This is a genomic window from Xanthobacter sp. NM-59, from assembly GCF_021401125.1.
Taxonomy (GTDB): domain Bacteria; phylum Pseudomonadota; class Alphaproteobacteria; order Rhizobiales; family Xanthobacteraceae; genus Xanthobacter.
In genome coordinates this window covers 197,843-215,234 of record NZ_JACBFQ010000009.1, presented here as the reverse complement: position 1 = coordinate 215,234, position 17,392 = coordinate 197,843, and the positions used below count along the sequence as shown (strand labels likewise).

General features: G+C 66.8%; 14 protein-coding genes and 1 tRNA gene. 8 read left to right on the top strand and 7 right to left on the bottom strand.

Annotated elements, in window-relative coordinates; translation table 11 throughout:
* The first annotated feature begins 575 nt into the window (after positions 1 to 575).
* Both L0966_RS16530 and feoB read left to right on the top strand, forming a co-directional pair.
* Positions 576 to 854 carry a FeoA family protein gene (locus tag L0966_RS16530; protein WP_234053056.1) on the top strand — a complete coding sequence of 93 codons (279 nt, stop codon included), beginning with the start codon at positions 576 to 578 and terminating at the stop codon, positions 852 to 854.
* Between the two features lie 251 nt (positions 855 to 1,105).
* Positions 1,106 to 2,947: a ferrous iron transport protein B gene (gene feoB / locus L0966_RS16525; RefSeq protein WP_234053055.1), complete on the top strand. Its 1,842-nt coding sequence runs from the start codon at positions 1,106 to 1,108 to the stop codon at positions 2,945 to 2,947.
* Positions 2,948 to 3,146: 199 nt separating this feature from the next.
* On the opposite strand, the gene L0966_RS16520 is transcribed toward feoB, so the two are convergent.
* The 5 genes from L0966_RS16520 to L0966_RS16500 form a co-directional block, all read right to left on the bottom strand.
* Positions 3,147 to 4,256 (bottom strand): diguanylate cyclase, encoded by a 1,110-nt coding sequence (locus L0966_RS16520; protein ID WP_234053054.1) that lies wholly within the window; start codon positions 4,254 to 4,256, stop codon positions 3,147 to 3,149.
* A gap of 388 nt (positions 4,257 to 4,644) precedes the next feature.
* Positions 4,645 to 4,720: transfer RNA gene (locus tag L0966_RS16515), tRNA-Ala, on the bottom strand.
* A gap of 64 nt (positions 4,721 to 4,784) precedes the next feature.
* On the bottom strand, positions 4,785 to 8,033 hold the full coding sequence (locus L0966_RS16510) for an efflux RND transporter permease subunit (RefSeq protein WP_234053089.1): 3,249 nt from the start codon (positions 8,031 to 8,033) through the stop codon (positions 4,785 to 4,787).
* Positions 8,034 to 8,056: 23 nt separating this feature from the next.
* Positions 8,057 to 9,145 carry an efflux RND transporter periplasmic adaptor subunit gene (locus tag L0966_RS16505; protein WP_234053053.1) on the bottom strand — a complete coding sequence of 363 codons (1,089 nt, stop codon included), beginning with the start codon at positions 9,143 to 9,145 and terminating at the stop codon, positions 8,057 to 8,059.
* A 35-nt stretch (positions 9,146 to 9,180) separates the two neighbouring features.
* Complete coding sequence (locus tag L0966_RS16500; RefSeq protein WP_234053052.1) at positions 9,181 to 9,384, bottom strand: DUF2892 domain-containing protein; 204 nt, start codon at positions 9,382 to 9,384, stop codon at positions 9,181 to 9,183.
* An 88-nt stretch (positions 9,385 to 9,472) separates the two neighbouring features.
* Here L0966_RS16500 and L0966_RS16495 point away from each other — a divergent pair, with 88 nt between their 5' ends.
* Entirely contained in the window at positions 9,473 to 9,781 is a 309-nt protein-coding gene (locus L0966_RS16495; protein ID WP_234053051.1) for a helix-turn-helix transcriptional regulator, read from the top strand.
* Between the two features lie 726 nt (positions 9,782 to 10,507).
* On the opposite strand, the gene L0966_RS16490 is transcribed toward L0966_RS16495, so the two are convergent.
* Positions 10,508 to 11,053, bottom strand: a complete 546-nt coding sequence (locus L0966_RS16490) for a DUF2244 domain-containing protein (RefSeq protein WP_234053050.1) — start codon at positions 11,051 to 11,053, stop codon at positions 10,508 to 10,510.
* Positions 11,054 to 11,336: 283 nt separating this feature from the next.
* On the opposite strand from L0966_RS16490, the gene nth reads away from it, so the two are divergent.
* From nth to L0966_RS16475, 3 genes are all read left to right on the top strand, one after another.
* The gene (gene nth / locus L0966_RS16485) at positions 11,337 to 12,083 is read left to right on the top strand and encodes an endonuclease III (protein ID WP_234053088.1); all 747 of its coding nucleotides are present in this window, start codon (positions 11,337 to 11,339) and stop codon (positions 12,081 to 12,083) included.
* A 207-nt stretch (positions 12,084 to 12,290) separates the two neighbouring features.
* The gene (locus L0966_RS16480; RefSeq protein ID WP_234053049.1) at positions 12,291 to 12,890 is read left to right on the top strand and encodes a DUF2087 domain-containing protein; all 600 of its coding nucleotides are present in this window, start codon (positions 12,291 to 12,293) and stop codon (positions 12,888 to 12,890) included.
* Positions 12,891 to 12,929: 39 nt separating this feature from the next.
* Positions 12,930 to 13,838 carry an alpha/beta fold hydrolase gene (locus L0966_RS16475; RefSeq protein ID WP_234053048.1) on the top strand — a complete coding sequence of 303 codons (909 nt, stop codon included), beginning with the start codon at positions 12,930 to 12,932 and terminating at the stop codon, positions 13,836 to 13,838.
* Positions 13,839 to 14,260: 422 nt separating this feature from the next.
* Here the strand turns inward: L0966_RS16475 and aroB are convergent, their stop codons facing one another.
* Positions 14,261 to 15,997, bottom strand: coding sequence for a 3-dehydroquinate synthase (aroB, locus tag L0966_RS16470; RefSeq protein ID WP_234053087.1), 1,737 nt, complete (start codon positions 15,995 to 15,997; stop codon positions 14,261 to 14,263).
* A gap of 283 nt (positions 15,998 to 16,280) precedes the next feature.
* On the opposite strand from aroB, the gene L0966_RS16465 reads away from it, so the two are divergent.
* Both L0966_RS16465 and L0966_RS16460 read left to right on the top strand, forming a co-directional pair.
* Positions 16,281 to 16,424, top strand: a complete 144-nt coding sequence (locus tag L0966_RS16465; protein ID WP_234053047.1) for a hypothetical protein — start codon at positions 16,281 to 16,283, stop codon at positions 16,422 to 16,424.
* A complete protein-coding gene (locus L0966_RS16460) occupies positions 16,421 to 17,389 on the top strand; it encodes a site-specific tyrosine recombinase XerD (protein WP_234053046.1) in 969 nt (322 codons plus the stop codon). The genes L0966_RS16465 and L0966_RS16460 overlap by 4 nt, the downstream gene beginning before the upstream one ends.
* Positions 17,390 to 17,392 lie beyond the last annotated feature (3 nt).

Sequence of the window (17,392 nt, the reverse complement as noted above, 5' to 3'; positions counted from 1 at the left end):
GCTTTCGAACCTTCGTGTCGGTCCCGGGCCCGGCGATTCCCCTTCCTTGCCATGTCACGGCGGGTTCGGTGGCGATGGTGGGACGATCTAAGACTGCGACCCATTCGCGCATTTCCTTCGGGAATTGCGCCCGCGCCTGCGCGGTGGCTGCGGGGCGTTTTCGTTGGAGTTCAGCCGTTTGCGGCAACAATGCTGACGATCTGGCCGGCAGCAGAGACCCAGAAGGTCGCACACCTTAGAATGATTATAATTCCAATAATTCTCAGCTACTTACGCAAGTTGCGGTGAGGTGTTACACCTTGTCTCACCGACCTGAGCGCGGTGGTGCCCGGGTCTCGTTTCAGCGTTGGTGGATGCCATCATGGGGATGAGTGGGGGGATTTCCCTTCAGGGTTGCGGAGTTTCTTCCGCTGACTGCGCCCGACCTTCCCGCTGGCCCGGAATGTGTATGCCAACTTCCGGAAGCGCTTTCTCCGGCGGCCGTCGGTGCTCTCGGGCGGGGAAGCGACACCGAGCCATGACCTTTCAGTCCGCGTTTTTCATGGTCCGCAACGTTCGTGATTTCGAGGTTTGAGATGCACGATTCTTCTCCGAAATTTGCCCATGCCGGCCAGATCACGACCCTTGCCAACCTTCAGCCGGGCGAAAGCGGCGTTGTGGAATCCGTGGAAGCGGGCGTTTTCGAGCATGGATTGTCCGTGCGCCTGCGCGCCATGGGCGTGAGCGCCAGCCGCGAGGTTTCCATGATGCGGCGCGGATGGTTCGGCGGTCCGCTCGTGGTGCGCGCCGGCAAGGCGACCGACATCGCGATCCGCCGGGCGGAGGCTGCTCAGGTCAAGGTGCGCCGGGTGTGAGCCGAACGGCAGCCGCAGACGAGGAAGACGGGACGCGATATCGTCCTGAGCGATAACCGCGAGCCGAAGCCAGCGGAAGGCGATGTGTGTCCGGCAGGTCCGCCGGTCCGCATCATGGTGGGTGGCAGCCCATGCCGCCCTCGGACAGCGCCGGCAGGCTGCGCCGGCGGGTTCATTGAGGACCGTTCGAGCAACCGCGTCCGGTCTGCGCCCCGAGAGCGGCTCCGGACGGCTTCCAGCTGGGAAACACGATGGATTGCTGTGCACCCGAAGTAAAGCTCGCCCCGACGGATAATAAAATTCCGCGCGTCGCGCTCATCGGCCAGCCCAATACGGGTAAGTCGATGCTGTACAATCGGATCACGGGTGCGAGTGCCTATGTCGGGAACTGGCCGGGCATCACGGTCAGCCTCTCCAACGCCCGCGTGAAGCTGGGGGGGCGCGAGGTCGAGTTCGTCGACCTGCCGGGTATTTACGACCTCGAGGGCTTTTCGGACGACGAGACGGTGGTGGCCAACTTCCTCAAGGCCTATCCGGTGGATCTCGTCATCGTGGTGGTGAATGCGAGCCAGATCGATCGGCAGATTCTGATGCCCCTGCAGGTGAGGCTTCTCGGCCTGCCGGCGGTGGTGATGCTGAACATGGCGGACGAGGCGCGCAAGGCGGGCATCGAGATCGACCCCGCGGCGCTGTCGGCGCGGCTGGGTGTGCCCGTGCACCTCATCAGCGCCAAATACGGCCACGGCTTCGCAGATGCCATGGTCTCCGTGTCGGCCGCGCTGGATGGGCGGGCGGGCACGAAGCCGGTGTTCGCCAACTATGAGAGCCTGCGCGGGACCCTCATGACCGAGGAGACCCTCGCGGAGACGCTGCACGGCGCCGTCGCTTATCCGCACGAGCCGCCCAAGACCATCACGGACCGTCTCGACCGCTGGCTGCTGCACCCCATTCTCGGACTGCCCATCTTCTTCGCGGTCATGCTCGGCGTGTTCTACATCGTCTGGAGCATCGGCCTGCCGTCGCAGGACTGGGTGGGGGCGGTCACCGACTGGATCCAGTCCTCGATCCTGGAGCCGGTGTTGAGCCTGGGGCCGAGCTGGCTGCAGAACTTCGTCATCAACGGCATCTGGCTGGGCGTGGCCACGGTGGCGTCCTTCGTGCCGCTCATCATGCTGTTCTTCTTCTGCATGGCGGTGGTGGAGGATAGCGGCTACCTCTCGCGGGCCGCTTATCTCATGGACACCTGGATGCGCCGGCTGGGCCTCGATGGGCGCGCCTTCGTCATGCAGATGATGGGCTTCGGCTGCAACGTGCCGGCGCTGATGGGCACGCGCGTGATGCGCTCGCGGCCGCTGCGGCTATTGTCCATGCTCATCATCCCGTTCTCGCTGTGCTCGGCGCGGCTGGCGGTGTTCGTGTTCATCATCTCGGCGGTGTTCTCGCCGGTGCAGGGGCCGCTGGTCCTGTTCTCGCTCTATGTCATCAGCTTTGTCGCGGCTTTCCTGGCGGCGGCCATCTTCAGCCGCTCCAAGCAGTTCAAGAGCACCGAGCCGTTCGTGCTGGAGCTGCCGCCCTATCGCGTGCCGACCCTGCGGCAGGTGTGGCTGCGCGGCTTCGGCGAGCTGCGCGAGTTCCTGCACCGCGCCACCAGCTTCATCATCCTGGGCACCATGGGCGTGTGGTTCCTGACCAACTTCCCGGTGGATGCGGAAGGGCTGGACACCTGGGGCGGGCAGATCGGCCGCTTCCTCCAACCGGTCATGGCGCCCATCGGTATCGACCCCTACCTCACGCTGGCGCTGATCTTCGGCTTCATCGCGAAAGAGGTGGTCATCGGCTCCCTGGCAACCATCTATGCCATGTCGGCCGGGTTGGTCGCGCAGCACATCGCCACCACCGTCTCGCCGGCCGCCGCCTATAGCTTTTGCCTGTTCTGCCTGCTGTACACGCCGTGCCTGACCACGGTGGCGACCGCGAAGGCGGAGAGCCGGTCGTGGGGCTTCATGCTCTTCTCGCTGGCCATCTCGCTGGTCTATGCGTGGCTGGTGGCGTTTGTCTTCTACCAGTCGGCCCTGCTGCTCGGTTTCAAGTAGCCGCGGCCCTCCGGCTTCGCTCCACGCGTGAAACAAGAGGGCCACCCGCCGTCCGGCAGAAACGCTGGCCCGGCGGGTGGCCTTTTCACGGGACTGCGAGCTGGGGCCCCCATCCAAGGGGCGCGCGCTGAGCCGAAAGGCGACGGGGCCGGAATGCCCCGCCGTTGGGCGTTCGGGGCGGCTCAGGTCACGGCAGGGATCAGGCCGGCACCCGCGCGGCTTCCGGCCGGGCGTCGGCGGCGGGGGCAAACTCCATTCGGTTGCGCCCGTGCATCTTGGCGCGATAGAGAGCGCGATCAGCCAGCGGAACGGTGAGCATGAGATTGATCCCGTCGTGGTCCCAATAGACGCCCAGGCTCGCCGTGACGGGCAGAAGCCGGCCATCGGCCAGTGGGCCGAGATCGCCGATGGAGGCCCTCAGCCGTTCGGCAATCAGCTCGGCATCCCGCGCGTTCGTGTCGGTCAGGATGATGATGAACTCCTCGCCGCCGAAGCGCCCTACCAGGTCCTGTTTGCGCACCTTCTCCTTCAGCTGTCTGCCAACGGCTGACAGCACCATGTCGCCAACGTCATGGCCGAAGGTGTCGTTGACGGCTTTGAAGTGATCGAGATCCAGCACAAGGACGGCGGATGGGGCCATTCGGACCGCGCTGGGCAGGGCTTCGATATATTTGTCGAAGCCGCGCCGGTTGAGCAGGCCGGTCAGCGGGTCCGTCGTCGCCTCGCTCCTCAGCTGCATCATCCGAACCGCATTGCTGCGCTCGCGCTCCATCAGGCTGCCGAAGAGGATGACACCGAGCACATTGAAGAAGACCACGAAGGGGCCAGCCCCCGTGAGCACCCTCCACATGGCGTCTGCAGGCAGAAGGATTGTTGCGGCCAGGGAGAGGGAGATCATGGCGCCAAGCAGGGCGAGGCAGCGGGCGTGCTTGCAGATCCGGCCGTGCATGAAGTGGCCCCAGAACAGGCCCGCGGCCGACGCGATGCTCATTGAGACGAGCCCTGTTTCCATGCCCGCGCCGCCGATGGAAATGCGCATGGCAAAAGCCCCGACGAGGGCCGCCACAGCCCCCCAAATCCCCAGGAAGGCGCCCGAAAGGCCGACGAAAAGATTGCGCGGATCGACAATGACGCCCGGGGCCAGGGTGATGGTCTGAGACATCGCGAGAGCCGCGGCGCCACCGAAAAGAAGCCCCAAGCCAAAGCGCATCACGCTCTGCGGCAGCTGCGCGCGGAAAGAGAGCCCGTAGAGCACGGACAGCAGCGCCATGATGCCGAAGCTGTAGAGATAATGAATGACGAAAGCCATGGCGGTCCCGACGCGATTCAGCATGACGGGAAAACTATCCGGCAAGCTGTCATGCTTCGCAATCGTACTGGTTGCAGGCAGGCGAGTTTCGCTTCGGAAATGGACTGGAAGCCTCAGGAGATGGATGTTTTTCGGCCTTGGCGCGCAGCCTTGTGACCGGCACCGCTCACCACCCTCGGCCGCCACCCGCGAACGCGCCGCCCGGAACGCGAGGGGCGACGGGCAGGGCTGCTCATTTTGCCGCCCATCAAGGGCACGCGCTTCGCTGAAGCGACACGCCGACGTCACCGCTCACGGGAGGGGAAGCGCGCCGAAGGCACCTTCGCGCCGCCGCTGCGGCGTCGTCCAATCCTGGGATTTGCAGGGGAGCTTTGGTGGCGGATCGGGTTGGTGGAGCCGAGGGGAATCGAACCCCTGACCTCTGCAGTGCGATTGCAGCGCTCTCCCATCTGAGCTACGGCCCCGATCCATGGGAGGCGCCATTTACGCGGCGCCTCCCTTCAGTGTCAAGCGCACCCGGGCGGATTTTCAAACGCCCTGTGGATGGCTGCTGGTCTTGTCCACATCCCCTTGCGGCACCTCGCGGTCCCCGCGCAGCGCCACATAGATGGCGGGGATCACCAGCACGGTCAGCGCCGTCGAGGACAGGAGCCCGAAGAACAGCGAGATGGCGAGGCCCTGGAAGATCGGATCGGTCAGGATCACCGCCGCGCCGATCATGGCCGCCACCGCCGTCAGCAGGATTGGCTTGAAGCGGATGGCGCCGGCTTCCAGCAGCACCTCCTTCAGCGGCCGGCCCGGGGCGCGGGCGTGGCGGATGAAGTCCACCAGCAGGATCGAGTTGCGCACGATGATGCCGGCGAGAGCGATGAAGCCGATCATGGACGGCGCCGAGAACGGCGCGCCGAACAGCCAGTGGCCGAACACGATGCCGATCAGGGTGAGCGGAATGGGCGTCAGGATCACCAGCGGCAGCTTGAACGAGCCGAACTGCGCCACCACCAGGATATAGATGCCCAGGATCGCCACCCCGAAGGCGGCGCCCATGTCGCGGAAGGTGACCCAGGTCACTTCCCATTCGCCGTCCCACAGCACGGTGGGCTTGCTCTCGTCCGAGGGCTGGCCGTGCAGGGAGACGACGGGCTTGGGCAGGTTGCCCCAGTCCATGGCGTCGAGGGCCTTGCCCACGGCGATCATGCCGTAGACGGGCGCCTCATACGCACCGGCCAGATCCGCCGTCACCATCTCGGCCGCGCGGCCGTTGTGGCGGAAGATGGGGTAGGAGGAGGGCTCGCGGCTCACGCTCACCACATCGCCCAGCTCCAGCACGCCGCGCCCGCCGGGCACCGCATTGGCGGGCACGGGGGTGGAGAGGGTGCGGGCGTCCACCTGCTTGTCCGCCTTGGACAAAGCAAGGCGGATTGGGATCGCCGGGCGTCCTTGGCCGCGATGGGAATAGCCCACCGTGGCGCCGCCATAGAAGGCGCGGATGGCGTCGTAAACGTCCGCCTGCTCCACCTTGTAGAATTCGAGATTGTCCTGGTCGATGGCGAGGCGCACGCGCTCGGCCGTGGTGCCGAAGCTGTCGTCCACGTCCACGATGAAGGGCACGCTCTCGAATGCCTGGCGCACCTTGCGCGCCACCGCGCGGCGGGTTTCCGGGTCGGGCCCGTAGATCTCCGCCAGCAGGGTCGCCAGCACCGGCGGGCCGGGCGGTGGCTCCACCACCTTCAGGGCGCTGCCCTTGGGCAGGGGAATGGCCTTCAGCCGCTCCCTGAGCTCCAACGCGATCTGGTGGCTGGTGCGGTGGCGATCACCCTTGGCGGTGAGGTTCACCTGGATGTCGCCCTGGCGCGGCGCATTGCGCAGATTGTAGTGGCGCACCAGGCCGTTGAAGTTGAAGGGCGAGGCCGTGCCCGCATAGGTCTGGAACGAGACCACCTCGGGCACCGGGGAGAGCAGGTCCACCATCTGCTGCAGCACGCGGTTGGTGTCCTCCACCGACGCGCCCTGGGGCAGGTCGAGCACCACGTTGAGCTCGGTCTTGTTGTCGAAGGGCAGCAGCTTCACCGTGACATGCTCGGTGTAGAAGCTGGAGAGGGAGGCGAGCGTGATGCCCCCCACCACCAGCAGGAAGGTCCAGGCCCGCGCCTTGGTGCGCAAAATGGGCTCGGCCACCCGCACATAGAGCTGCCCCAGCTTGCCGCCATTGCCCGCCTCATGGGCGTGGGCCACCGCCGGCTTGGAGCTCGCCGCCTTCAGCATCAGCCAGGGGGTGAGCACCACCGCGACGAAGAAGGAGAACACCATGGCCGCCGAGGCATTGGCCGGGATGGGGCTCATGTAGGGGCCCATCATGCCCGACACGAACAACATGGGCAGCAGCGCCGCCACCACGGTCAGCGTCGCGACGATGGTGGGGTTGCCCACCTCCGCCACCGCCTCGATGGCGGCTTCGTCGCGCTTGAGGCCGTTCTTCATAGCCCAGTGGCGGGCGATGTTCTCGATGACGACGATGGCGTCGTCCACCAGGATGCCGATGGAGAAGATGAGCGCGAACAGGCTCACCCGGTTCAGCGTGTAGCCCATGAGGCGCGACGCGAACAGCGTGAGCAGGATGGTGGAGGGAATGACCACCGCCACCACGAACGCCTCGCGCCAGCCGATGGCCACACCCACGAGGACCACGATGGACAGCGTGGCAAGGCCGAGATGCAGCAGCAGCTCGTTGGCCTTTTCATTGGCGCTTTCGCCATAGTTGCGGGTGATGGTCATCTCCACGTCGGAGGGGACCATCTGGCCGCTCAGGGCGTGGATGCGCTTGAGCACCTCGTCGGCGATGACCACCGCATTGGTGCCGGGCCGCTTGGCGATGGCGAGCGAGACCGCCGGCACCCGCTCCAGCCTGTCGCCGGCGCCGCGCCGCACGTCATAGACGCGGGTTTCCTCGGGCTCGGTGGCGAGCGTCACCTTGGCCACGTCGCGCACATAGATGGGCCGCCCGTCGCGCGCGGTGAGCAGAAGGTTGCCGATCTCGGCCGGGGTCTGGAGCGTCTGGCCGGCGACGAGGGTGCGCTGCTGGCCCTTCTCGCGCACCGTGCCCGCCTGGAAGGAGCGGTTCGCCCCCTCGATCTTGCCGGAGAGCTGGGCCAGCGTGATGCCATAAAGCGAGAGCTTTTCCGGATCGGGCTCGACGCGGATCTCCTCCGGCTGCTCACCCACAATATAGGTGAGGCCGATGTCCGGCAGCTTGGCGATCTCCACCTGCAGCTCGCGGGCGATGCGGGTGAGGCCGTTGGCGGTCCAGCGGTCGGCGGCGTCGGGCTTGGGGGTGAGGGTCACCACCAGGATCGCCACGTCGTCGATGGAGCGCCCGACGATGAGCGGCTCGGGAATGCCCACCGGCAGCCGGTCGAAATTGGCCCGGAGCTTCTCGTGCACGCGCAGGATGGCGGCATCGGGATTGGTGCCCACCAGGAAGCGGGCGGTGACGAGCACGCCATCATCCGCCGTGTTGGAATAGACGTGCTCGACCCCGTCTATGCCCTTGACGATGGTCTCCAGCGGCTCGGTGACGAGCTTCACCGCATCTTCCGCCTTCAGCCCGTTGGCGGTGACATGAATGTCCACCATGGGCACGGAAATCTGCGGCTCTTCCTCGCGCGGCAGGGTGACCAAAGCGATGAGGCCGAACGCGAAGGCCGCCATCAGCAGCAGCGGCGTGAGGGGCGAATTGATGAAGGTGCGCGTGAGTGTGCCGGCAATGCCGAGCTTCACGTGATGGGGCTCGGGAGTGTTGCTCACGGCATCACCACCTTGTCGCCGTCGGCAAGGCCGGTGAGGACCTCCACGCGCGGCTTGCCGTTCTGGGCGAAGCGCTCGCCCAGCACCACCGCCACGTCCATGGGGCCCTGCGGCGTCATCAGGCGCAGATAATCCACGCCATGGCGGGTGGTGACGGCCTCAGGCGGCACCGCCAGCACCGGACGGCGGCCGATCTCGATCCACACGAGGGTGCGTTCATTGACGAAATAGTCGCCCAGGCCCGCCACATCCACGTCCGCCATCACGCGGCCGCCGGTGATCTCGGGATAGACTTTCACGATGCGACCTTCGCGCGCCGTGGCGATGTCACCGGCAGTCTGCACCGAAATGCCCCGCTGGCCGATGCGCACGAGCCCGCCTTCATGGATGTTGGCCGCGTGGCGCTCGGGCAAGGACAGGCGCAGATAATATTGGCCCGAGGCGATGCGGGCGATCTCGTCGCCCGCCAGAACCACGGAGCCGGGGGTGACCGGAACGGTCAGCACGCGCCCGTCGGCGGGGGCGAGCACGGCGCCCTCGCGCTCGCGCTGCACCACCACGGCGCGGTCGGCTTCCGCCGCGGCCACCTGGTTGGCGGCCACGTCGAACTGGGTCTTGGCGGTGTCCACCCGGCTCTGGCTGGCGAAGCCCTTGGCCTGCAGCTGCTGGGCGCGGTCCAGCTCGGTGGTGGCATTCTCGAGCTGGGATTTCAGCTCCTTGATCTTGGCCTCGGCGGCATTGAGCGTGAGGGTGAGCTTGTCGTCCACCACCAGGGCGATCTCATCCCCCTTCTTCACCTCGCTGCCCTCGGTGACCTTCACCTCGCGCACGGTGCCGCCGATTCGGGCGCGGGCCGGCACGACGGTGCGGCTTTCCACCTCGCCGAACACGCCTTTCATCTCGGGGATGTCCAGGCGCTGTACCAGGAAGGGGGCCTTTTCCGAAGGCCCGGTGGCGAGCTGCGGCGCAGGCGGAAGTGCCTGCGCCAGGGCTGGCGCGTAGGGAAGGCTGGCTGAAAGGGCGACAATCGCGGCGCCGCAAAGGGCCGCAGCGAGCGAGGGCGCGCGGAGAAGGGCAGGGGACATGATGTTCCGTTCCGGGCGGCTGTGCCGCCGAGTGCTCAGGAGAAAGCGCAGCCGGTCTTGAGGCCGAGCTTCTTGAAGATCATGGCCGCCGGGCAGAACCCGGTGACGGAGGCCTGCATCAGGTTCACGCCCACGAAGGCGGTGAGCCAGAACCAGTAGGGCGACACGAAAACGCCAAGGGCCAGGGACAAAAGCACCATGAACCCGGCAAACATCATGACGGCGCGATCGACCGACATTATTCTCTCTCCCGATTGCGGGCGGGGCGGGAAGCGCTCCGCGTTCTCTGGGTTGCAGATAACATTCAAAAGTTATAAATTCAAGATCATGAATGTAGTTGATATGATCCCGGCTTCGGAGAAGGCGGCGGAGCTGATGCGCTCTCTGTCCCATCCGCAACGGCTCCTGGTGCTGTGTGCGCTGGGGGGTGAGGAAAAATCCGTCGCGCAGCTGCGCGAGGAGCTGGGCATCGAGCAGGTGCCCATGTCGCAGCAGCTCATGCGCCTGCGGGCGGACGGCCTTGTCCAGGCGCGCCGGGAGGGCACCAGCGTCTTCTACCGCATCGCCCGCCCCGAGATCACTCAGGTGGTGGAGGCGCTCCACGATGCCTTCTGTGGGAAGATGGCGGGGTGTTGAAGGGGCGTCTACGGTTCCCAGATGAACCCCCTTTGGCGGGCCTCCGCTGCGGTGACGTTGAGCGTGTCTAAAGCGTCAATTGGCAACACAGGTGACGTGATGTGCGACAGATTGCCAACCGTCAGCGTGACTGGGTCCCGAGTGGGGCGCGAATCGCAACTCTAAATTCGCTTTGCCACTTATAGATATCGCTTTTGCTAAATTCCGTAAGGTGACCGCTATACATATCTTCTGAAAAATATTCCACTTGCTTGCCGCGGATGCCAATTTTTTGTTGTTTCAAATTATTTTTTTAAAATGTCGCCGAACTCAATTGGGCTTATGATTATAAAATGCTCGCCAAACTCCGCTACTCTCTTGTCTATTGGAAATAGATCTGTCGGTCGTCGGATGGCGTAGGTGCAGAATATATGTGTGTAATTATTTTCTGCATATCTTGTGATGACGGGGTCGCCTAAGTCCTCTGGTTTCACCGTTACAGATCGGACGGGGCCGTGTTCGAAGCCAAATATGATATCGCTTATATCGTGCGGCTGTATTATATGTGATGCTCCCTCTAGGCTGTCGCCTCGAACTTTGTTGTCTTCTAAAGAAGAAAAATAATTTATATGATTTAGGTGTATAGAGCCAAGTTCACGCAATGCCTCTAGGTGTTGCTTTTGGCCAAATTTAAGAAGTAGCAGGAATTCGAATTCGTCCCGGCGCTTCGTTGTGATTTTTGCAAGGCTAAGCAATCGCGCCTCCTCGCCTCACGGCCTTAATTGCCTCCCCCAGCTCCCCCGCCAGCCGTCCCTTTTCCTCCGGTCCCAGGAAGCCGCCCACGGCCACCCGTCGCGGGCCGCTCACCAGGGCCACTTCCTGGGTACCGAAGTCTTCGTCGTCGCGGCGGAAAAGGCGGGTCCAGAAGGGGTTGAGGCGCTCGGTGGTGGGGTGCCCGCGCGCGGGCTCCTTTTTCACTTCGATCAGGGTGGTGGTGACCGTGATGTGCTCGCGCGCCCGCGCCGCCCCGTAGCTGGCGCGGAAGGCGAGGTACAGCAGCAGCACGTCCAGCCCGAAGAAGCCGAACACCGGCCAGGCACCCATGGCCAGGAACAGGCTGCCCGAGCCGAAGCTCACCAGCCCCACGGCCCCCATCAGGAGCCGGAAGCCCGTTGGTGAGAGCGAGCGATGGGGCGCGAGCGTGACGGCATAGACGACCGGATCGCCCGCCGCTGCGGCGAGGTCCCCGCGCGCGTCCTTTCGGCTCAGGCTCGGATCGGTAGCGTCGCTCATGGGGCAGCAGTATACGGGAAAAATGCCACGAAAGCCGCCCGCTCCGCAGCCGCCCGTCGCCGAGGACAGCATTGATCCCCTGGCCGACCTGATCTCTCCGCCCCCGGCCCGGCCCAAGCGCCGCAAGGCCGCCGCTTCCGATGTCGCGACCGCCAAGGGGCGAACCGGCAAGGGGCGCGCGGCCACGGCCAAGACGGCCGCCTCGGGTGAGGCTGCCCCCAAGGGGGCGGGCGCCGGCAAAGGCGCAGCGAAGGGCAAGCCCTCAGCCAGCGCGAAAGGCGCGATGGCCTCCACGCGCAAAGGGGCGGCGAAGGCGGCCGAGCCCGTTGCCGCGCCCCGTCGCAACAAGGCGGTGGCCAATGCGGCGGCGGCCGCCTACGGCAAGACCGTGACATCCTGGAGCGAGGCTGAGATCGTCGAGGCTTTCTCCCGCTTTGAGAAGCAGGATCCCGAGCCCAAGGGCGAATTGGACCACACCGACCCCTACACCCTGCTGGTGGCCGTGGTGCTTTCCGCCCAGGCTACCGACACGGGCGTGAACAAGGCGACCAAGGGCCTGTTCGCCGCCGCCTCCACGCCCGCGGCCATGGTGGCGCTGGGGGAGGAGCAGGTGGCCCATTACATTCGCACCCTGGGCCTGTTCAAGAACAAGGCGAAGAACGTGGTGGAGCTTTCGCGCCTGCTGCTGGAGCGCCACCATGGCGAGGTGCCGCGCGACCGCGAGGCGCTGGAGGCGCTGCCGGGCGTTGGCCGCAAGACCGCCAATGTGGTGCTCAACATCGCCTTCGGCGAACCCACCATTGCGGTGGATACGCACCTGTTCCGGGTGGCGAACCGCACCGGCCTTGCCCCTGGCGCGACGCCGCTGGCGGTGGAAGAGGCGCTGGAGGCCCGCATTCCGGACCGCTTCAAGCTCCACGCCCACCATTGGCTGATCCTGCATGGCCGCTACATCTGCAAGGCCCGCCAGCCCGAATGCGGCCGCTGCCTTATCGTCGATCTGTGCCGCTGGCCGGAAAAGCATTTCTGATGCCGCAGGGGCATCGGCTTGAATTCGCGGCCCCTGTGGGCTAGTTGAAACGCAGGGTCCGCAGTTCACCCAGGCGTCACCGCCCCGAAAGGGGAGCTAAACCTGCCTCGTTCACGTTCGACCGACAGCTTATCCCGCGCCGCGTCGCAAGCCGGTGACCAACGACATCCGTTTCCCGGACCATCGGCGCACTGTCGAGGATAAGTCATGTCCAGACCGGTCTTTGCCCTTGCGGCGGACGACATTTCCGCTTTCGCGCGCGCCCTGCGGGGGCAGCTCGCCCAATGCGATCACCTGCCGAGCCATCTCGAGCTGCTCAACATGCTGGCGCGCGCCGGCGGGCACCGCAACTTCCAGCATTTTCGAACCGTGACACAAGCGCGGAGCCTGCCCCCGTCGCCGCCAGCGGAGCCGGTCGACGAGAAGCGGCTGGAGCGGGTGGCGCGCCTGTTCGATGCCGAGGGGCGGCTCACCCGCTGGCCCGGCAAGGAAAGCTGGCGCGTGCTGTGCCTGTGGCAGCTGTGGTCCCATCTGCCCGCCGGCGAGACGCTGTCGGAAGCCGAGATCAACGCACTCATGAATGCCCGCCATCTGTTCGAGGACCACGCCTTGCTGCGGCGGGAGATGGTGGATCGTGCGATGGTGTGGCGCACGGCTGACGGGCGCGCTTATCGCCGGATCGAGCAGAAGCCTCCCGTGGAGGCGCTCGCGCTCATTCGCCGGGTGGCGCAGCGCACGTCGCAGCCGCCGGGCGCGGCGGTTCAGGTTCACATTTCCCGCAATCCGGGGAATGTTCGGCACTCATGAGTCGCGGCCCGCGCGGGCCGCACTCCACGGAGCGAGGGGATGCACCCTGTGGCGTACGCGGCGGAAAGATTGCTGGAGCAGATCCCCAAGCCTCGGATCATCGAAACCCCGCGCGGGCCGCTGGCCTGCGCCATCGGGGGGCAGGGGCCGACGCTGCTGGCTCTGCACGGCGTCATGGGGGGGCTCGACCAGTCCTGGCTGCTCGCCCGCGCGCTGCTGGCGCGATGGGAGGGGTGGCGGATCATCGCGGTGGCGCGCCCGGGCTATCCGGGCACGCCGCTCAACACCGGCCGCACCGCCGAGGAGCAGGCCGAGGCTTATGCCAGCCTGCTGGCCACTCTGGGGGTAGAGTCTGCTTACGTGGCGGCCTTCTCCGGAGGCGGGCCTTCCGCTTTGGCTTTTGCGCGAAACCATGCCGCGCAGTGCCGAGGCCTGGTGCTCGTCAGCGCCTGCACGGGCAAGCTGGAGGCGAAGCCCGCGGCGCGCGCGGGCCTTGCCCAGGCGGACTTCCTGGCGCGCCTGCCGGGCATCCACCATGTTCCTGCTTGGCTGGTTCGCCATTGGCCGCAGGCGGCCGCGCGCGGCTTCGTGCCCGATGACGGGCAGCGGGCGCAGGTGTTCGCCGATCCCCAAGCCGGCCCGCTCCTGACGGCCCTGTTGCTCAGCTCGTGCCTGCGCACCGACGAGCGCATGCCGGGCACGCTCAACGACGTGGAGGAATTCTCGAAGCTGCCCGTGCGGTGCGGGCAGGGCGTAAGCGTTCCGGTGCTGGCGGTGCATGGCACTGATGATGGCATCGTGCCCTTCGCGCACGGGCAGGAGGTGGCGCGCACGGTGCCGGGCGCCCGCCTTCTGGCCCTTCCTCACGCCACCCATATGGGCGTGTTCACCCACATGGCGTCCGTGCGCGGGGCGGTGGACGAACTGCTGGGCGCGGTCCAGGTTTAGGGCTGGTCGACCTTCAGGATGCGAGGATTGGCGTAAAGCGGGCCCCACTCCCGCTTTGATGAGACGAAAACGCTCGCGGCTAGCGCTCCCAATGCGTCAGGCGATCGGCACGGCCTGCACAACAGGCCCTTGCCGCCACAAAACCTTCGGCGCGCGCCGCCGTTCCCCCCGCGCCCGCGGTCCTGCCGCTTACGCCCCGCCGCAGCCTTCTCTGGCAGACGGGAGAGGGAGCCACGGCGTGAAGAGCCGCCAAACGCGGGCGAAGGGTTGGCCCCGTCGCGGAATGGCGCTCCGTCCCATAGCGCAGTCGCGCGAAGTCGAGCGCGGGCTGTACGGAGAAACACGTCGAATCGATGGGTTGGAGCATGTCGCCGTAGCAGCGACATGCTCCCCGCACGCCCCTTGAGTTAGCCGGCCGGCGCTCAGCGCACCTCGGCGAGGAAGGCGCGCACCTGGGCGGGGTCCACGTCCTTGGCCACGAAGGCCTCGCCGATGCCGCGGGCCAGAATGAAGGTGAGGGCGCCGCGGCTGACCTTCTTGTCCTGGGCGATGAGGGTCATCAGGCCGTCCGTATCGGGCAGCTCGCCCGGCACGTCGGCGATGCGGGTGGGCAGGCCGGCGGCCTGAAGGTGGTGCACCACCCGCGTCACGTCCTGCCCGCAGCAAAGGCCAAGCTTGGCAGAGAAGGCGAAGGCCAGGGCCATGCCGATGGCCACGCCCTCGCCATGCAGCAGGCGATCGGAGAAGCCAGCGCCGGCCTCGAGCGCATGGCCGAAGGTGTGGCCGAGATTGAGCAAAGCGCGGTCGCCGGTTTCCTTCTCGTCGCGTGCGACCACGGCGGCCTTGGCAAGGCAGCTTGTCGCCACCGCCTCGATGCGCTCGGGGCCGCCGCTAATCACGCCGGCGTGGTGCGCTTCCAGCCACTCGAAGAAGGTGCGGTCGCCAAGCAGGCCGTATTTCGCGACTTCCGCATAGCCGGCGCGCACCTCGCGCACGGGCAGGGTGTCGAGCGCGGCGGTGTCCGCCAGCACCAGAACCGGCTGGTGGAAGGTGCCCACCAAGTTCTTACCCTGGGGCGAATTGATGCCGGTCTTGCCGCCGACGGACGAATCCACCTGGGAAAGCAGGGTCGTGGGCGCCTGCACCACGTCCACACCGCGCCGCAGCACCGAGGCGGAGAAGCCGGCAAGGTCGCCGACCACACCGCCGCCGAGGGCCAGCACCAGGTCGCGCCGCTCGATGCGGGCCGAAATCAGGCCTTCCACCACTTGCTGCAGGCCCGCCCAGCACTTGGTCTTCTCGCCCGGCTCCACGACGATGGCGGTGTGCTCGATGCCGGCCTCGCGCAGCGAGGCTTCGACGGTGGCGAGATGGCCGGCCGCCGCCACGTTGCGGTCGGTGACGATGGCCACCCGCGCACCCTTGCGCAAGGCAGTGATGTGGATGCCCGTTTCCGCCAGCAGTCCGGGGCCGATGAGGATGTCATAGGGCCGGCCCGCCAGGTCCACGCGCACGGCGCTGCGCGGGGCGCCGGCAGGGGAGGTGGGGGCAGGCGAAACGGCCATGGTGCTGTGTCCTCGATCAGGAAGGGTCAGGTGCCGGGCGAGCGATGCCACCACTTCGTCCACCACCACGTCATGGGCGACGTCGCGGGAATCCACCACCACGTCGGCTTCGGCATAAGTGGGGCCGCGCTGGCGCAGCAGGGCGGCGAGCTTGGCGCCGGGGTCGCCCTGGGCCAGCAGCGGGCGGTCGTTGCGCTTCTTCACCCGGCGCAGGAGGGTGTGCAGATCGGCCCGGAGCCAGACCGAGATGCCGTATTCGGCAACCGCCGCGCGGGTTTCTGCACTCATGAAGGCGCCGCCGCCGGTGGCGAGCACCATGGGGCCGGATTGCAGCAGCCGGGCCACCACGCGCTTCTCGCCCTCGCGGAACTCGGCTTCGCCACGGCGGGCAAAGATCTCCGGAATGCTCATGCAGGCGGCGCGCTCGATCTCTTCGTCGGCATCGACAAAGGGCAGGCCGAGGCGCTTGGCGAGCCGCCGGCCCACGGATGACTTGCCCGCGCCCGGCATGCCCACCAGCACCACAGTGCGCGCGCCCAGCCGCGCCAGAAGCTCATCGGTGGCGGGCTGGCCATGGGGGCGCCCCGTGGTCATGGTCCGGGTGTCCTCTGCTGGCGGCTCGATCTTCTGTGTCTGCACCCGAAATGTCCTTGGCTCCGGCCCGCCGGTCGCATCGCCGATTGGTTTGCCCGCGGGTTCGACCTTGGGCACGGCGCGGCCATCGCGACAGGTGGAAGTCATGCTTTCCAGCCGACACCTTCGGGCTCTACCATTGGCGAGCGAGGCGGGCAATGCGGTTGAACACGACGGTGGAGCGTGGCACCTCTTCGCGCATGGCCGGGATGTCGCGATTCGCCCGGCGTGGGAGAAGCTGCCGGTGCCTACTCTCATCCGTCTGCTCGTGGTGCTGGGCATTCTGGCCGGGCTCGGCTACGGCGCCTTGTGGGTACTGGCCAATCAGGTGCAGCCCAAGGAGCGGGAGATCACCTTCACGGTCCCGCCCGACCGGATCGGCAAATGAGCAGGTCCGGGCCCCTCGCTTTGTTCCTCGACATGCAGGCGGTGGAACGCGGGGCGAGCGCCAACACGCTGGAGGCCTATCGCCGCGACCTGGAGGACTTCTCCACGTTCCTCGCGGAGCGCCCGCAGGCCCCGGCCGATGAAACCCTGGCCAGCGCCGGCACCGATGCCATCCGCGCCTATCTGGCCGATCTCGACAAGCGCGGCTTCAAGGGCACCACCATCGCGCGGCGGCTTTCGGCGCTGCGCCAGTTCTACCGCTTCCTGTTCGCCGAGGGGCACCGGGGCGATGATCCCGCCGCCGTGCTCGAAGGGCCCAAGCGCGGCCGCCCGCTGCCCAAGGTGCTCACGGTGGCGGAGGTTTCGCGCCTGATCGAGGCCGCCCACGCCCGCGCCAAGGAGGATCTGGCCCCCGCCGAGGGGGACGGCGCGCGTGCCGCCCGCGCCGAGGCGCTCAAGCGGCAGCGGACGGTGTGCATCGTCGAGCTGCTCTATGCGAGCGGGCTGCGCGTGTCGGAGCTCGTGGGCCTTCCCGCATCCGCTGGCCGCAGTCGCTCGGATGCCATCATGGTGATGGGCAAGGGGCAGAAGGAACGCCTGGTGCCCCTCTCCGCCCCGGCCAAGGCCGCCATGGCGGCCTGGCTCGACGCCCGCGCCGCCGCCGGGCTGGAGGCCTCGCGCTGGCTGTTCCCCTCGTTCGGCGAGAGCGGCCACGTGACCCGCCAGCAGGCGGCGCGGGACCTGAAGGAACTGGCGCTGGCGGCCGGGCTCGACCCCGCCAAGCTCTCGCCCCACGTGCTGCGGCACGCCTTCGCCAGCCACCTTCTGGCCCATGGCGCCGACCTGCGCGTGGTGCAGACCCTGCTCGGTCACGCGGACGTATCCACAACGCAAATTTACACCCATGTGCTGGACGAACGCCTGAAAGGCATGGTGCGCGACCTGCATCCTCTATCGGAAGGATGAGGG

What these genes read in the sequence shown, in the direction of transcription:
- L0966_RS16530 (WP_234053056.1), top strand. Translation starts at nt 576, where the DNA reads ATGCACGATTCTTCTCCGAAATTTGCCCATGCCGGCCAGATCACGACC.
- feoB (WP_234053055.1), top strand. Translation starts at nt 1,106, where the DNA reads ATGGATTGCTGTGCACCCGAAGTAAAGCTCGCCCCGACGGATAATAAA.
- L0966_RS16520 (WP_234053054.1), bottom strand. Translation starts at nt 4,256, where the DNA reads ATGGCTTTCGTCATTCATTATCTCTACAGCTTCGGCATCATGGCGCTG.
- L0966_RS16505 (WP_234053053.1), bottom strand. Translation starts at nt 9,145, where the DNA reads ATGTCCCCTGCCCTTCTCCGCGCGCCCTCGCTCGCTGCGGCCCTTTGC.
- L0966_RS16500 (WP_234053052.1), bottom strand. Translation starts at nt 9,384, where the DNA reads ATGTCGGTCGATCGCGCCGTCATGATGTTTGCCGGGTTCATGGTGCTT.
- L0966_RS16495 (WP_234053051.1), top strand. Translation starts at nt 9,473, where the DNA reads ATGAATGTAGTTGATATGATCCCGGCTTCGGAGAAGGCGGCGGAGCTG.
- L0966_RS16490 (WP_234053050.1), bottom strand. Translation starts at nt 11,053, where the DNA reads ATGAGCGACGCTACCGATCCGAGCCTGAGCCGAAAGGACGCGCGCGGG.
- nth (WP_234053088.1), top strand. Translation starts at nt 11,337, where the DNA reads ATGGCCTCCACGCGCAAAGGGGCGGCGAAGGCGGCCGAGCCCGTTGCC.
- L0966_RS16480 (WP_234053049.1), top strand. Translation starts at nt 12,291, where the DNA reads ATGTCCAGACCGGTCTTTGCCCTTGCGGCGGACGACATTTCCGCTTTC.
- L0966_RS16475 (WP_234053048.1), top strand. Translation starts at nt 12,930, where the DNA reads ATGCACCCTGTGGCGTACGCGGCGGAAAGATTGCTGGAGCAGATCCCC.
- aroB (WP_234053087.1), bottom strand. Translation starts at nt 15,997, where the DNA reads ATGACCACGGGGCGCCCCCATGGCCAGCCCGCCACCGATGAGCTTCTG.
- L0966_RS16460 (WP_234053046.1), top strand. Translation starts at nt 16,421, where the DNA reads ATGAGCAGGTCCGGGCCCCTCGCTTTGTTCCTCGACATGCAGGCGGTG.